Raw genomic sequence first — 14,339 nt, forward strand, 5'->3', positions numbered from 1 at the left:
GAAGGGTGGGATGGGCAAACCCGGATACATGTGTTTCAGCGGGCGCCGGATGAATGAAAATTCACAAGGATGCAATCCGAACTCTCCCCCGGCGCGACAGCACTGCGCGCCCGCAGCCGCAGCCGCCGGCTGCTGGTCCGCCAGAGCCTGCTCGACCGGCTCGCCGGGCCGGGCACGCGCCGCTGTGTCGTGCTTCGGGCGCCCGCCGGCTTCGGCAAGAGTTCGCTGCTGCTCACATGGCAGCGCGAGCTGGTCTCGGCGGAAACCGACATCGCCTGGGTCAGGCTCGCCGACGTTCCAGAGGGCGACCTGCATTTCATGACCGCCCTGATGGCGGCTCTGGGTGCCATCGATGCCGCCATCACCAGGCAGGCGGTGGCGCACGCACGCCCCGATGCCTATGCCATCGAGCGGCTGGTCATCGCGCTGGTGCGGGGCATCGCCGCGCATGGCCGCAAGGTGGTGCTGATCGTGGACGACGTGCACTGCGCGCAAAGCGAGAACGTGCTGCACGCGCTGCAACTGCTCGTCGAATACGCACCGCCCAACCTGATGTGCGTATTCGCGAGCCAGGACGACCTGCCGATGACGCTGGCGCACGCCCCGGCCTCCAAGACGGTGCTAGAGCTGCGCAACGACGACCTGCGCTTCAGCCTGCCGGAGTCGATCGATTACCTCGGCATGCGCCTGCCCGACCTGGACGAGCGCGCCGCCGCGGCGATCCACCGGCTTACCGAGGGTTGGCCGGCCCTGGTGCGGCTGGCCAGCGCCGACGTGCGCCGGCGGCGCGGCGTGCAGTCGTCACCCCTGGTTCACGGCGTGCCCGACCCCGAACCCTTTGCCGCGTACTTTCACGCGCACGTCTTCTCCCGCCTTTCGGCGACGCAACTGCGCCTGCTCACCTGCTGCGCCGCCGCCACCCGCTTCAATGCGTCGCTGTGCGCCGACCTGGCGGGCACCGGCTACCCCCCCGCCCTGTGCTCGGAACTGCTGGAACCGCTGGCGCGCGAAGGCCTGCTCTCCGCGGCACCGGGAACGCCCGAACCGGTGGAAGACGCCGCACCGCCGCGCGAACGCTGGTGGCACATGCACCCGCTGCTGCGCAGCGTGCTGCTGACGCGCTTCGCGGCCTGGCCCGAAGCCGAGCGCCTGCGGGTGCATGCCGCGGCCTGCCAGGTGTTCGCGGTGCGCGGCATGCACCATCAGGCCGTGCGGCATGCGCTGGCCGCCGGCCAGCATGAGACGGCCGCCCGGCTGGCCGAGCGCGGCGCGGCCGCACTGTTCACCCAGGGCCGGATGAACGAGGTGATAGCGCTGGTGCGCCAGCTCGACGCCCAGACCGTCGGAGACAACACCAATCTCGCTCTCTGGATGGCCTGGGTCGAACTGGCCGACTACCGCCTCGACGACTGCGCCCTCAGCATCGAGCGGCTGCGCGGGAAGGCCGGCGCCGTCGCGCCGGCCATGCGCTACCGGCTGGCGCTGCTGAACTGCCTGCTCGCCATCCGCAACGACGACAACGACGCGCTCTCGCGGCTGCTGCCCGAACTGCTGGCCCCGCCGCCGGGAGCCGACGACTTCGCGCTGGCCGGCCGGCGCAACGTGCTGACCTGGCTCTACCTGCACCGCGGCGAGTTCGAGCAGGCACGGCGCATCCAGCGCGATGAGCCGACGCCGCGGGTCGACGGCGAACCGATGGTCGGCACCCTGTTCGGTTCACTGGTGGGGCGCTGCCTCGTCGGCCTGTCGTATGCCGTCGAGGGCCAGATGCACCGCGCGGAGCGCATCTACCGCCAGGTGCTGAGCGAAGCACAGGAGCGCGGCGCGCGCTGCGCCGAGGCCGAGCGGCTGACCGCCCAGTTGCTGGTCGAGGTGCTCTACGAGCAGCACGGTCCGCTGGTGGCCGCGCGCTTCATCCAGGAACAGCTCGGCACGCACGACGGCCTGATTCCCGACACCGCGTTGCGCATGATCCTCGTGTCGAACCGCGCGCAGCAGGCCGCGGGTAGGTGGCGCGAGGCGCTGGAGCATCTGGCGCAGGCTGCAAGCTTCCTGGGGCGCTTCGGCATGGACCGCGCGCTGGCCTGCGTGCTGCTGGAGCAGCTCAGGGTCCAGCTGGCGAACAACCATGCCGAAGCGGCACGCACGTCGTTGCAGGAACTGGAAGTGCTGCAGAGCCGGCACCCGGGCGTCGAGCCCGGCACCCTCCGGCGCATCGCCGACATCGTGGAGCAGGCGCGCATCTGGCTGGCGATGCACGACGGCGAACTGCTGCCCACGCTGGCGAAGATCGAAACCCTCTCGCACCGCTACGGGCAACGCGGGCAGGTCGGCTTCGTGGCCGCCCTCCAGCTCCAGGCGGCCGAGGTCGAGCGCAGGCTCGGGCGCGCCGAGGCGTCGAGGGCGCGCGTGTGCGCGGCCCTGCGCCTGGGCCACCGGCTGGGGCTGCTGGCCACCCTGCTCGGCGCGCACGACAACGCCCTGGAGCTGATCCGCACGGCGGCCACGATTCCCAACCTCGATCCGGTGCTGTCGTTCTTCATCGAGCGCATCGAGGCGCTGGCGCAATCGCAGCGCGACGCACGCGCCGAGCCTGTGCCGGTGCCGCGCTTGCGGGACGACCGCCGCGCGAGCAGCCAGCTCACGCTGCGTGAAGCCGAGATCGCCGAGCTGCTGTTGCAGTCGCTGCCGAACAAGAAGATCGCGCTCACGCTCGGCCTGTCGCTGGACACGGTCAAGTGGCACCTGAAGAACATCTACATGAAGCTCGACGCCCACGGGCGCAGCGCCGTCGCGCAGCGCATGCGGCAGGAGCTGGAACGCGACGACGGCAGGAGGTAGCCGCCATCTCCGTCAGGCGGTGGGCGGATGCTCGAAGGTCAGCCAGCCGCCGAACGGCATTTCGCCGCCGGGCCAGTCGCCCGCTGTTACAGGGCAACGGATGCCGCGCCGCAGCAGCGTCACCGCGCGCAGCACGCCGGAATGCGTGACCCAGAGCGTGTCGCGCCCCCGCGCCAGCCATTCGTCGTGCGCGGCGGCAATGCGCGACATGAAGGCGCGCACGCTCTCGCCGTGGGCGCCCACGCGCAGGTCCGCGAAATCGGCGGTCCAGGCGTCGAAGTCTTCGCGCGGAATGGCGGCCCACGGCCGGCCTTCCCAGGCGCCGAAATCCATCTCGGCCAGCCGTGCGTCGCGCCGCACCGGCAGGTCGGGCCGCAGCGCGGCGATGGCGTCGGCCAGCGCAACGCAGCGCCGCAAAGGCGAACTGCACAGCAGCGTGCCGGATGGCAGCAACGGCGCGATGCGCCGGGCGGCGTCCAGCGTGGCGTCGGCATGGGCGTCGAGGTCCGTGGCGCCGTAGCAAAGACCCGGTTCGGCCACCACCGGGGCATGGCGCTGGAGCCAGAGCGTGCTCATGCGTGCCAGGCCAGCGCCAGGTAGATCGCGAGTTCGCAGACCTGCTGGGTCGCGCCCAGGCCGTCGCCCGTGAAGCCCTGCAGCCGCCGCATGAAAAGCCGCGCCATCCAGCCCGCGGCCAGCAGCGCCATGAGCACCGCCGCCCCGACGTGCACCGGGTCGTGCGCCAGCAGCAGCAAACCCACCGCGGGCACCGTCCACAGCACGGCGATGAGCAGCGCGCCGCCGCTGATGGCGTCCGCCAGCGGCTTGGCCTTGCTCGCGCCGCTGTCGCCCACGTAGGGCAGCCAGCGGATCAGGAACAGCGGCATCAGCCGCGACAGCACATGCGCGCCGACGATGGCGATGGCCACCGACTGCAGCCCCCGCGCCGCCAGTGTGGCGAGCAGCGCGAACTTCAGGCCCAGTGCCAGCACCAGCGCCACCGCGCCGAAAGCGCCGATGCGCGAGTCCTTCATGATTTCCAGCGCCCGTTCGCGCCGTGCCGAGCCGCCGAGGCCGTCTGCCACGTCGGCCAGTCCGTCTTCATGAAACGCGCCGGTCAGCATCACCGTGGCCACGGTGCTCAGCACCGCCGCCGCCAGCGCGCCCGCCACGCCGGGCAGCCCCATGCCCACGCCCGTGAAGACCAGCGCCGCCACCGTGCCCACCAGCCAGCCGATGCCCGGCAGGTGCGCGGCGCTGGCGCGCAGCATCTGCGGGCTGAAGCCGACCCAGTCCGCGAGCGGGCCCGTCACCGGCACCCGCGTGAAGAACTGCAACGCCAGCAGGAAGTGGCGGATACCGCTCATGCGTCCTTGCGCGACACGCCCGCCGCCTCGAAGCTCGCCATTTCACGCAGGATGCGGCAGGCCGATTCGAGCAGCGGCCACGCCAGCGCCCCGCCGGAGCCTTCGCCCAGCCGCATGTCGAGGTTCAGCAGCGGCTCCAGGCCCAGTTGCTCCAGCAGCAGCACGTGGCCCGGCTCGGCCGAGCAATGCGCCGCCACGCAGCGCTGCCCCACGCAAGGCTGCAGGGCCTGCGCCACCAGCACGGCCGAGCTGGCGATGAACCCGTCGACCACGATCACGCGGCGCTCCTCGGCCGCCTGCAGCACCGCGCCGACCAGCGTGGCCACCTCGAAGCCGCCGAAGGCCGCCAGCGCGTCCAGCGGTGCCGTCGCGTTCGCGTGCAGCGCGAGCACCTGGCGCAGCACCTCGCGCTTGCGCGCCAGCCCCGCCCCATCGAGCCCGGTGCCGATGCCGGTGCAGTCGTCGATGCGCAGGCCGCCCAGCCGCGACAGCAGCAGCGCGGCCGACGAACTGTTGCCGATACCCATCTCGCCGAGCAGCAAGGCATTGCCAGGCAGCGCCCGCACCACCTCGCGCCCGTTGGCGATGGCCTGGGCGCATTGCTCGGCGGTCATGGCCGGGCCGACCGAAGCGTCCGCAGTGCCCGGGGCGATCCGGCGCGAGACCAGGCCGGGCCGGGGCTGGAAGTCGCGCCGCACGCCGCAGTCGACCACCGTCAGCGCCAGACCGTGCTGACGCGCCAGAACGCTCACCGCGGCGCCGCCGGCCAGGAAGTTCTCGACCATCTGCCAGGTCACGTCGCTCGGATAGGCCGAGACGCCGCGCGCCGCCAGCCCGTGGTCGCCCGCGCAAACCAGCATCTGCGGCGCCTCGAGCCGCGGCAGTTCGGTGCCCAGGATCAGGCCGATGCGCAAGGCCAGCGCCTCCAGCCGGCCGAGCGCGCCGAGCGGCTTGGTCTTGTTGTCGAGAGCGCTCTGCAGGCGCGCCCTCAGCCCGGTGTCGGCGAGGTCGGGAATGGCGGGAATAGCGGGAATCAGGTTGTTGTCGTTGTTCATGCAATCAGTCCGGCCAGCACGCCGGCGTCGAAGTGGGTGTCGATGAAATCGGCCAGGCCGTCGAAGGTGGCGTCCAGCGTGGGCGCCGAGGCGCCGAACAGGGCATGAAGCGCGCCGGGGTCTTCGAAGAGGCCATGGAGGTAAATGCCCAGCACATTGCCGCGCGCGTTCTGCCAGGCCAGCCCGTCGGGCATCACCGGTTTGCCGTCGTGTGCCAGTTGCGGATGGGCGGCTGTCTGGCCGTGGTGGATTTCATAGCCGGCCACCGGCACGCCGGACAGCGCGGCCCAGGCGCCACCCAGTTCGCCGAAGGTGGCCGTGCGGTGGCGCACCGTCTTCTCGCGCGCGAACACCGTCACCAGCGGCAGCATGCCCAGCCCCGGCGCGTTGCCGTCGATGCCGTGCGGATCGACCAGCGCCTCGCCCAGCATCTGCAGGCCGCCGCAGATGCCCAGCACCGCGCCGCCGCGTTCGGCATGCGCGGCCACGGCGCCGTCGAGCCCCTGCGCGCGCAGCCAGGCCAGGTCGCCGCTGGTGTGCTTGGAGCCGGGCAACACGATCCAGTCGGCGCCCGCCACATCGGCCGGCGTGCGGGCCCAGACCAGGCGCACGCCCGGCACGTTCTTCAGCGCCTGGAATTCGTCGAGGTTGCTGATGCGCGGATACGCCACCACCGCCACCGTGCGGGTGACGGTGCCGCTCGCGCGGCTGCGGTCGTCGAACACGCCGTCCTCCTCGGGCAGGCCGTGCTGCCACCACATGGGCAGCGTGGCCACAGTGGGCACGCCGGTCAGTTCCTGCAACTGCTGCGGCGCGGGCGCCAGCAGCGCGGCGTCGCCCCGGAACTTGTTGAGCACGAAGCCTTGCAGCAGCGCCCGGTCGGCCTCGGGCAGCAGCGCCCAGGTGCCGTACAGGTGCGCGAAGGCGCCGCCGCGGTCGATGTCGGTCGCCAGCAGGCAGCGGGCCTGGGCGTGGCGGGCGATGCGCATGTTGACGATGTCGCTGGCCATCAGGTTGATCTCTGCCGGCGAGCCGGCGCCTTCGATCACCACCACGTCGTTCCCGGCGCGCAGTTCGTCGAGCGCCTGGGCGATCTGCGGCCAGACGCGCTCGCTGCGGCCGCGCCACGGCAGGGCCGACAGCTCTTCGCTCACCTGCCCCATCAGCACCACCTGGCTGTGGGTGTCGCGCTCGGGTTTGAGCAGCAGCGGGTTCATGCGCACGTCGGGCACGGCGTTGGCGGCCAGGGCCTGGAAATACTGGGCGCTGCCGATTTCGCCGCCGCCCACCACGCGGGCGTTGTTGCTCATGTTCTGCGCCTTGAACGGCGCCACCTTCAGGCCGCGCCGCGCATACCAGCGGCACAGCGCCGTGGCCAGCCAGCTCTTGCCGGCCCCGCTGGTGGTGCCAAGGACCATGACGCACCGCGCCGGCCTGTTTTTCGCCGTTGAACTCATCGGCGGATTGTCGTTGAGCGCCTAAGCCGTCCAGGCAGATCGACGAAATGCGACATCTTTCACACCTGGAGCAGTTCAAATGCAGCGCGTGAATCCAAAAGTGGCTCTGATGCGTAGATACGGCTTACACAACGCACAGCAACCAGGGACCATGCCAGTTTTGAACGATTTGGCGCTAGCCGTCGAGGAACACGAGCCGGGCCAGTTTTTCTGGACCCTTCTCGAAGCCCATCACGGCGGCGACGCCTCCGAGACCCTCGACTACCGGGTCTACCGCACGGCCGCCAAGCCGCAGGCCACTTATTCCAATGCGATGGCCATGGGCGTGCTGGAGCTGCAAAAAATAAGCGCCGCCGCAGGCACAGCCGGCAATACCGACTAGGGCCTGCCCACGGCGGCGCAAAGACCGCTTTGCAGCGTTCAGGCTTTCACTCTTTCCAAATCTTCCGATCGTTCGCCGCCGCTCAGCGCGCGGCCACGGCCTGCCCGGCCGCGGGCGCTGCGGTCGCCACGGGCGCCGGCACGTCCCAGCCGCCGCCGATCGCGCGGATCAGCCCAACGGCCGCCTGGTACTGCGCCGACTTCACCTGCAGCGCCTGCCGGCGGTTGCGCAGTTCGCTGCGGCGCGCGTCCAGCAGGTCGAGCTGGCTGATGTAGCCGTTGCGATAGCGCGTGTCCGACAGGCTCGTGGCGCGCTGGGCCGAGGTCACGGCCTGCGCCTGCACCACCGACTGCTCCTGCAGGATGCGGATGGCGGCCAGCTGGTCTTCGACCTCCTGGAACGCCACCAGCGCCTGCGTGCGGTAGCTGGCCAGCGCCCCGTCGAGCTGGGCATTGGCGCCCTGCACGCCAGCCTCGCGGCGGCCGCCGTCGAAGATGGGCAGTGACAGCAGCGCGCCCACGCCCCACGAGCGGGCCGACCACTTGAAAAGGTCTCCGATCTCGGGTGACGCATAGCCGGCGGCGCCGGTCAGCGAGATGTCGGGGAACCACGCGGCCTGCGCCACGCCCACGCGGGCCTGTGCGGCCAGCACCGCGCTCTGCGCGGCCGACACGTCAGGCCGGCGCATCAGCACGGTGGCGGGCACGCCCGGCGGAATGTTCGGCAGCACCGTCGACCACTCGTCGGTGCGCAGCCCGAAGCTGGAGGCCGAATCGCCCACCAGCACCGCCAGCGCATGCTCGACCTGGGCGCGCTGCCGGTCGAGCGCGAGCGCGTCGGACTCGGTGGACGACACCTCGGTCTGCACCCGCGCCACGTCGAGCTCGGCGATGTCGCCGGCCTGCTCGCGGCGCTGCGACAGGCGCAGCGTGTCGCGGTAGGCCTCGACCTGCTCGCGCACCAGGGCGCGTTCGGCATCGAGCGCGCGCAGCTGCAGGTAGGTTTGCGCGGTCTGCGCCTGTATCGCGAGCCGGGTGCTCTGCAGCAGCGCCTCGCGGCCGGCGGCGTCAAGCCGGGCCGCGTTGCTGGCGCCCGAGAGACGGCCGAACAGGTCGACCTCGTACGAGAACGTGGCGCCCACGTTCGTCATCGTGGCCGGCCGGGTGCTGGCCGTGGCCTTGTCCAGCCCCGCACCACGGTTGGCGCCGGCGCCCAGGCCGATCTGCGGCAGGCGGTCGGCGTCGGCGGTGCGCGCCAGCGCGCGGGCCTCGGCCAGCCGCGCGGCGGCGGCCTGGATGTCGTTGTTGTGGATGTCGGCCTTCTCGACCAGCGCGTTGAGCGTCGGGTCGTTGAACACCAGCCACCAGGCGCCGCGCTGGTGTGCCTCGGAGGGCACGGCGCGCGTGAAGCCGGCGGGCGGCGTGGCGCCCTGGTCCTTGCCCTGTTCCTTGAACTGGGCGGTGGTCGTGATTTCGGGCAGGCCCGAAGGCACGGTGGCGCAGCCGGCCAGCACCAAGGCGGCCAGCAGCGGCAGCAAGGCGGCGCGAAGGGGTTTCACCAAAGTCTTTGCTTGGATATTCATGATGAACTTTCTTGATCAGTCGTCATGCGAAGGACGCGGCGACGCAGGCACCGGGTGCAGGCCACCGCCGCCCGAGCCGCCGTGCGACGACGAAGGTGCCGGTGCAGCCGGATGGTCGGCCGACACGAAGTCTTCGCCATGCGGCACCTGGCCATGCAGCTTCAGCGGCCGGTTGCCCGCAAGGCGGCGCAGCAGCACGTAGAACACCGGCGTCAGGAACAGGCCGAAGGCCGTCACGCCAATCATCCCGGCGAACACCGCCACGCCCATGGCCTTGCGCATCTCCGAGCCCGCGCCGGTCGACAGCACGAGGGGCAGCACGCCCATCACGAAGGCCAGCGAGGTCATGAGAATCGGGCGCAGCCGCAGGCGGCTGGCTTCGATGGCGGCCTGCACGGGTGTACGGCCGGCAAACTCCAGCTCCCGGGCGAACTCCACGATCAGAATCGCGTTCTTCGCACTCAGCCCCACCAGCACTATCAGCCCGATCTGGGTGAAGACGTTGTTGTCACCCCCCGAGATCCATACGCCCGTCATCGCGGCAAGGATGCCCATGGGCACGATCAGGATGATCGCGATCGGCAGCGTCAGGCTTTCGTACTGTGCGGCCAGCACCAGGAACACCAGCAGGATGGCCAGCGGGAACACCAGGAAGGCGGAGTTGCCGGCCAGAATTTCCTGGTAGGTGAGCTCGGTCCACTCGAAGCTCACGCCCTTGGGCAGCGTCTCGGCCGCGATCTTGGTGATCGCGTCCTGCGCCTGGCCCGACGAGTAGCCCGGTGCCGGGCCGCCGTTGATGTCGGCGGCCAGGTAGCCGTTGTAGCGCATGGCGCGTTCCGGGCCGAAGGTCGAGTTGACCTTCATCAGCGCCGACAGCGGCACCATCTCGCCCGAGGTCGAGCGCACCTTCAGCAGGCCCACGTCTTCGGCACGGGCGCGGTAAGGCGCATCGGCCTGGACGCGCACGCTGTACGTGCGGCCGAACTTGTTGAAGTCGTTCGCATACAGGCTGCCGAGGTAGATCTGCATGGTGTCGAAGATGTCCGTCACCGGCACGCCGAGCTGGCGGGCCTTGGTGCGGTCGATGTCGGCATACAGCTGCGGCACGTTGACCTGCCAGCTCGTGAACATGCCGGCCAGCTCGGGCGCCTGCTGTGCCTTGGCCATGAAGGCCTTCACCGCGGCGTCCATCTGGTCGTAGCCCACCGAAGCGCGGTCTTCCAGCTGCAGCTTGAAGCCGCCCGTGGTGCCCAGGCCCGCCACCGGCGGCGGCGGGAACATCACGATGAATGCGTCCTGGATGCCTGCGAAGGCACCGTTGAGCTGGCCGGCCACCGCGCCGCCGCTCTGGTCGGGGCGCTTGCGCTGGTCGAAGGGCTTGAGCGTGGCGAACACGATGCCCGAGTTCGAGCTGTTGGTGAAGCCGTTGATCGACAGGCCCGGGAAGGCGATGGCGTCTTCCACGTTCGGGTTCTTCTTCATGATCTCGCCCATGCGCTGGATCACCTCGTCGGTGCGGTCCAGCGTGGCGCCGTCGGGCAGTTGGGCAAAACCGATCAGGTATTGCTTGTCCTGCGCCGGCACGAAGCCGCCGGGCACCGCCTTGAAGAGACCGAAGGTCACGGCGATGAGCGCAACGTAGATCGCCAGCATCAGCGCCTTGCGCGAGATGACGTTCTTCACGCCGCCGCTGTAGGCCTCCGAGCCGCGATGGAACAGCTTGTTGAAGCCGCGGAACAGCCAGCCGAAGGCACGGTCCATGCCGCGCGTCAGCGCGTCCTTGGGCTGGTCGTGGCCGCGCAGCAGCAAGGCGGCGAGCGCGGGCGACAGCGTGAGCGAGTTGATCGCGGAGATCACCGTCGAGATCGCAATCGTCACCGCGAACTGGCGGTAGAACTGGCCCGTGAGGCCGCTGATGAAAGCCAGCGGCACGAACACGGCCACCAGCACCAGCGCGATCGCGATGATGGGACCCGACACTTCCCGCATCGCGCGGTACGTGGCTTCACGGGGCGTGAGCCCCGCCTCGATGTTGCGTTCGACGTTCTCCACCACCACGATGGCGTCGTCCACCACGATGCCGATGGCCAGCACCAGCCCGAACAGGCTCAGCGCGTTGATCGAGAAACCCAGCACATGCAGCACCGCGAAGGTACCGATCACCGACACCGGCACGGCCAGCAGCGGAATGATGGAAGCGCGCCACGTCTGCAGGAACAGGATCACGACCAGCACCACCAGCATGATGGCTTCGAGCAGCGTGTGGATCACCGATTCGATGGACGCACGCACGAACTGCGTCGGGTCATAGGCGATGCGGTATTCCAGGCCCTCGGGCATGTTCTTGTTGAGCTCTTCCATCGTCTTGCGGACGTTGGCCGAGATGTCGAGCGCATTGGAGCCCGGTGCCTGGAACACGCCCATGCCGACGGCCGGGTCGTTGTTCAGCAGCGAACGCAGCGAGTAGTCGGCGGCGCCCATTTCGAGGCGGCCGATGTCGCGCAGGCGGGTCACGGCGCCGTCGGTGCCGCTCTTGACGATGATGTCGCCGAACTCTTCCTCGCTCTGCAGGCGCCCTTGCGCATTGATGGAGAGCTGCATGTCCACGCCTGAGAGGCCCGGCGAAGCGCCGACCACGCCGGCCGCGGCCTGCACGTTCTGGCCGCGGATGGCGGCCACCACGTCGCTGGCCGAGAGGCCGCGCTGCGCGACCTTCTGCGGGTCGAGCCACACGCGCATGGAGTAGTCGCCGCCGCCGAAGATCTGGACCTGGCCCACGCCTTCGATGCGCGCCAGCGGGTCTTTCACGTTCAGCACCGCGTAGTTGCGCAGGTAGTTGATGTCGTAGCGGTTGTTCGGCGAGACGAGGTGGACCACCATCGTCAGGTCAGGCGCGCTCTTGACGGTCGTGATGCCGAGCCGGCGCACTTCCTCGGGCAGGCGCGGCTCGGCTTGCGAGACGCGGTTCTGCACGAGCTGCTGCGCCTTGTCGGGATCGGTGCCCAGGCGGAACGTGACGGTGAGCGTCAGCACGCCGTCGGTGGTCGCCTGGCTGCCCATGTAGAGCATGCCTTCGACGCCGTTGATCTGCTCTTCGAGCGGGGTGGCAACGGTCTCGGCGATCACCTTCGGGTTGGCGCCGGGGTACTGGGCGCGCACCACCACCGAAGGCGGCGCGACTTCCGGGTACTCCGAAATCGGCAGCCCGCGCAGCGCGATCAGGCCGGCTATCAGCATCAATAGCGACAGCACGCCGGCAAAGATCGGCCGGTCGATGAAGAATTTTGAGAGATTCATGTTGGTTCTCCGGCGGGCGCGGCTGCGCCCTCCTCCGAAATCAGGACTTCGCGGCCTCGGCCACGCGTTCCGGTTGTTGTTGCTTGGGGTCGGCCTTCGCGTCCATGGTCACTTGCTGCGGCGCCACCAGCGCACCCGGGCGGATGTGCTGAAGGCCGTTGACGATGACGCGGTCACCCGCCTTCAGCCCCTTGCTCACGACACGCAGGCCGTTGATGGAGGCGCCCAACGTCACTTCGCGGTAGACCGCCTTGCTGTCGTCACCCACGACCATCACGAACTTCTTGTTCTGGTCGGTGCCGATGGCGCGCTCGCTCACCAGCAGCGCGCTGTCGCTGCGCGCCTGGCCCATGCGGATGCGGGCGAACTGGCCGGGGATGAGCGCGCCGTCCTTGTTGTCGAACGAGGCACGCACGCGCACCGTGCCGCTGCGGGCGTCGACCTGGTTGTCGATCAGTTGCAGCTTGCCGGTGAAGGGCGTGCCGTCGAGCCCGGCGGTGCCCATCTGCACGGGAATGCTCTCGATCTGGCCACGGGCGCTGGAGCCGCTGGGCAGTTCTTTCAGGGCGCGGGTAATGACCTGCTCGTCGGCGTCGAAGCTCGCGTAGATCGGGCTCACCGACACCAGCGTGGTCAGCACCGGGGCGCCCGGACCGGCCGCCACCAGGTTGCCCACCGTCACCTCGATCCGGCCAATGCGGCCCGACACCGGTGCGCGCACCTGGGTGTAGCCCAGGTTCAGGCGCGCCGACTGCAGCGAGGCTTGCGCCGCGCGCAGGTTGGCGTCGGCTTCGCGGCCGGCGTTCACGCGCTCGTCGAATTCACGCTGGGCGATGGCCTTGTCGTCCCACAGGCGCTTGGCGCGCTCCTGTTCGCTGCGGCTGAACGACTGGCGGGCCTGGGCGGATGCCACCTGCGCTTCGGCGCGCTCGACCTCGGCCGCATACGGCGCGGGGTCGATGGTGACCAGCAGGTCGCCCTGCTTGACCAGCGCGCCTTCGCGGAAGTGCACCGACTGCACGGCCCCCGCGACGCGAGAGCGCACATCGACGCGCTCGACGGCTTCGAGCCGGCCCGAGAACTCGTCCCAGGCGTTGATCTCGCTCGAAGCCACGGTCGCCACGGACACCGGCGTGGCCTGGGGCGCGGCGGGGGTGTTGTTGGCTTCTGCCTTGAAGCTGTACATGCCCACCACCGCGGCGGCCACTGCCAGCAGCGCGGTCAGGCCGGTCACGGCGGGCCACAGGCCCTTGCGGGCAGCGGAAGACAGCTTTTTCTCGTTGTTCGACATGATGGTTCGTCCTTCTCGATGACTTTTGGGATGCAACAGGCCAGCCCGGTGCTTTTGGGCACCAGGAGGCGGATTTCGGAAAAAAAGAGGCCCTCGCACGCTGCCGCGCTGGCAGCGTGTCGATCAGGCGGACGGGGTCGGCCGGCTACTAACTGGGGTGGTTGGGCGCCGTACCCGAAGGCACGGCCTTTGGCGTGGTGGCGCTGAAGAACTCGCGGAAGTGCTGCTGCACCGTGGCCTCACAGGCCACGCAACCCGTGTTCTCGGTGTCGTAGAGCGCCTTCGGCCAGTCGGTGGCACTGGGCAGCACGCTGCTCGTGACCTCGATACCAGCGGCCCGCAAGCGGCCCGCGAATGTCAGCGCCTCGTCGCGCATGGCGTCGTCCTGCCCCACCAGCACCAGCGCGGGCGCCAGGGCCGACAGACGCAGCGAGCCGCTGGGCACCGCATAGGGGTGCGTGGCGTTCGACGGGCAGCTGAGGTACTTTTCCCAGCCGCTGGCCCAGCGGCACTCGGCCGCGTCATTGGTGGCCTTGCGCAGCGAGGCGGTGCCGGCGCACGGGTCGAGCATGGGCGACAGCAGGATCTGGCCCGCCACCGGCGGATGCGCCCGGTCACGGGCAATAAGTGCCACGGCAGCCGCGAGGTTGCCACCGGCTTCCTCGCCGGCCAGGTAGACCTGCGCGCCCTTGCCGCCCAGCTTGGTGCGCTGCTTGTAGAGCCATTCGAGGGCGGCGTAGCCCACCTCGATCGGCTCCGGAAACGGCGACTGGGGTGCCAGCGGGTAGGCCAGCGAAACCACCACCGCCCCGGCGCCGGCCAGCAGCCGGGCCACGTTGCGGCCGTTGTCCAGGCCGCCGCACACGAAGGTGCCGCCGTGGAAATGCAGCACCAGCGGCACCACGTCGCCCTTGGTACGCTGGCCGTACACGCGCGCGCCGACCGGTTCACGGCCGGGCAGCTCGATCGACAGATCGGCTTCCACGCCTTGTGCCGCGGCGCGCGCTGCGGCTTCGGCGGAACTGGACGATGGAACGGGTGACATGGGCGACCTCGGGGGAATGGGC

The 14,339-nt window shown here is 70.0% G+C and carries 10 protein-coding genes; 2 read left to right on the forward strand and 8 right to left on the reverse strand.

The window, feature by feature from the left end:
• The first annotated feature begins 69 nt into the window (after positions 1-69).
• Positions 70-2,841 carry a LuxR C-terminal-related transcriptional regulator gene (locus tag ACWV14_RS19105; protein ID WP_454903076.1) on the forward strand — a complete coding sequence of 924 codons (2,772 nt, stop codon included), beginning with the start codon at positions 70-72 and terminating at the stop codon, positions 2,839-2,841.
• 12 nt (positions 2,842-2,853) lie between these two features.
• Here the strand turns inward: ACWV14_RS19105 and ACWV14_RS19110 are convergent, their stop codons facing one another.
• Genes ACWV14_RS19110 through ACWV14_RS19125 form a run of 4 tightly spaced genes read right to left on the reverse strand, consistent with a single transcriptional unit; the run spans position 2,854 to position 6,720 of the window.
• A complete protein-coding gene (locus ACWV14_RS19110) occupies positions 2,854-3,417 on the reverse strand; it encodes a histidine phosphatase family protein (RefSeq protein WP_454903077.1) in 564 nt (187 codons plus the stop codon).
• Positions 3,414-4,208 (reverse strand): adenosylcobinamide-GDP ribazoletransferase, encoded by a 795-nt coding sequence (locus tag ACWV14_RS19115; protein WP_454903079.1) that lies wholly within the window; start codon positions 4,206-4,208, stop codon positions 3,414-3,416. The genes ACWV14_RS19110 and ACWV14_RS19115 overlap by 4 nt, the downstream gene beginning before the upstream one ends.
• Positions 4,205-5,263 (reverse strand): nicotinate-nucleotide--dimethylbenzimidazole phosphoribosyltransferase, encoded by a 1,059-nt coding sequence (cobT, locus tag ACWV14_RS19120; RefSeq protein ID WP_454903080.1) that lies wholly within the window; start codon positions 5,261-5,263, stop codon positions 4,205-4,207. The genes ACWV14_RS19115 and cobT overlap by 4 nt, the downstream gene beginning before the upstream one ends.
• Entirely contained in the window at positions 5,260-6,720 is a 1,461-nt protein-coding gene (locus tag ACWV14_RS19125; RefSeq protein ID WP_454903082.1) for a cobyric acid synthase, read from the reverse strand. The genes cobT and ACWV14_RS19125 overlap by 4 nt, the downstream gene beginning before the upstream one ends.
• A gap of 79 nt (positions 6,721-6,799) precedes the next feature.
• Between ACWV14_RS19125 and ACWV14_RS19130 the strand changes: the two genes are divergently transcribed.
• Entirely contained in the window at positions 6,800-7,102 is a 303-nt protein-coding gene (locus ACWV14_RS19130) for a hypothetical protein (protein ID WP_454903083.1), read from the forward strand.
• Positions 7,103-7,184: 82 nt separating this feature from the next.
• Here ACWV14_RS19130 and ACWV14_RS19135 read toward each other — a convergent pair whose 3' ends face one another.
• The 4 genes from ACWV14_RS19135 to ACWV14_RS19150 form a co-directional block, all read right to left on the reverse strand.
• Positions 7,185-8,684 (reverse strand): efflux transporter outer membrane subunit, encoded by a 1,500-nt coding sequence (locus ACWV14_RS19135; protein ID WP_454903084.1) that lies wholly within the window; start codon positions 8,682-8,684, stop codon positions 7,185-7,187.
• Positions 8,685-8,699: 15 nt separating this feature from the next.
• Positions 8,700-11,981, reverse strand: coding sequence for an efflux RND transporter permease subunit (locus ACWV14_RS19140; protein WP_454903085.1), 3,282 nt, complete (start codon positions 11,979-11,981; stop codon positions 8,700-8,702).
• Positions 11,982-12,021: 40 nt separating this feature from the next.
• Positions 12,022-13,272 carry an efflux RND transporter periplasmic adaptor subunit gene (locus tag ACWV14_RS19145; protein WP_422086998.1) on the reverse strand — a complete coding sequence of 417 codons (1,251 nt, stop codon included), beginning with the start codon at positions 13,270-13,272 and terminating at the stop codon, positions 12,022-12,024.
• Between the two features lie 148 nt (positions 13,273-13,420).
• Positions 13,421-14,317, reverse strand: coding sequence for an alpha/beta hydrolase (locus ACWV14_RS19150; RefSeq protein ID WP_454903087.1), 897 nt, complete (start codon positions 14,315-14,317; stop codon positions 13,421-13,423).
• Between the last annotated feature and the right edge of the window lie 22 nt (positions 14,318-14,339).

It is taken from the genome of Variovorax durovernensis (assembly GCF_977011995.1).

Bases quoted from the DNA above. Each gene is read 5' to 3' on its own strand.
- ACWV14_RS19105 (WP_454903076.1), top strand. From the start codon at position 70: ATGCAATCCGAACTCTCCCCCGGCGCGACAGCACTGCGCGCCCGCAGC.
- ACWV14_RS19110 (WP_454903077.1), bottom strand. From the start codon at position 3,417: ATGAGCACGCTCTGGCTCCAGCGCCATGCCCCGGTGGTGGCCGAACCG.
- ACWV14_RS19115 (WP_454903079.1), bottom strand. From the start codon at position 4,208: ATGAGCGGTATCCGCCACTTCCTGCTGGCGTTGCAGTTCTTCACGCGG.
- cobT (WP_454903080.1), bottom strand. From the start codon at position 5,263: ATGAACAACGACAACAACCTGATTCCCGCTATTCCCGCCATTCCCGAC.
- ACWV14_RS19125 (WP_454903082.1), bottom strand. From the start codon at position 6,720: ATGAGTTCAACGGCGAAAAACAGGCCGGCGCGGTGCGTCATGGTCCTT.
- ACWV14_RS19130 (WP_454903083.1), top strand. From the start codon at position 6,800: ATGCAGCGCGTGAATCCAAAAGTGGCTCTGATGCGTAGATACGGCTTA.
- ACWV14_RS19135 (WP_454903084.1), bottom strand. From the start codon at position 8,684: ATGAATATCCAAGCAAAGACTTTGGTGAAACCCCTTCGCGCCGCCTTG.
- ACWV14_RS19140 (WP_454903085.1), bottom strand. From the start codon at position 11,981: ATGAATCTCTCAAAATTCTTCATCGACCGGCCGATCTTTGCCGGCGTG.
- ACWV14_RS19145 (WP_422086998.1), bottom strand. From the start codon at position 13,272: ATGTCGAACAACGAGAAAAAGCTGTCTTCCGCTGCCCGCAAGGGCCTG.
- ACWV14_RS19150 (WP_454903087.1), bottom strand. From the start codon at position 14,317: ATGTCACCCGTTCCATCGTCCAGTTCCGCCGAAGCCGCAGCGCGCGCC.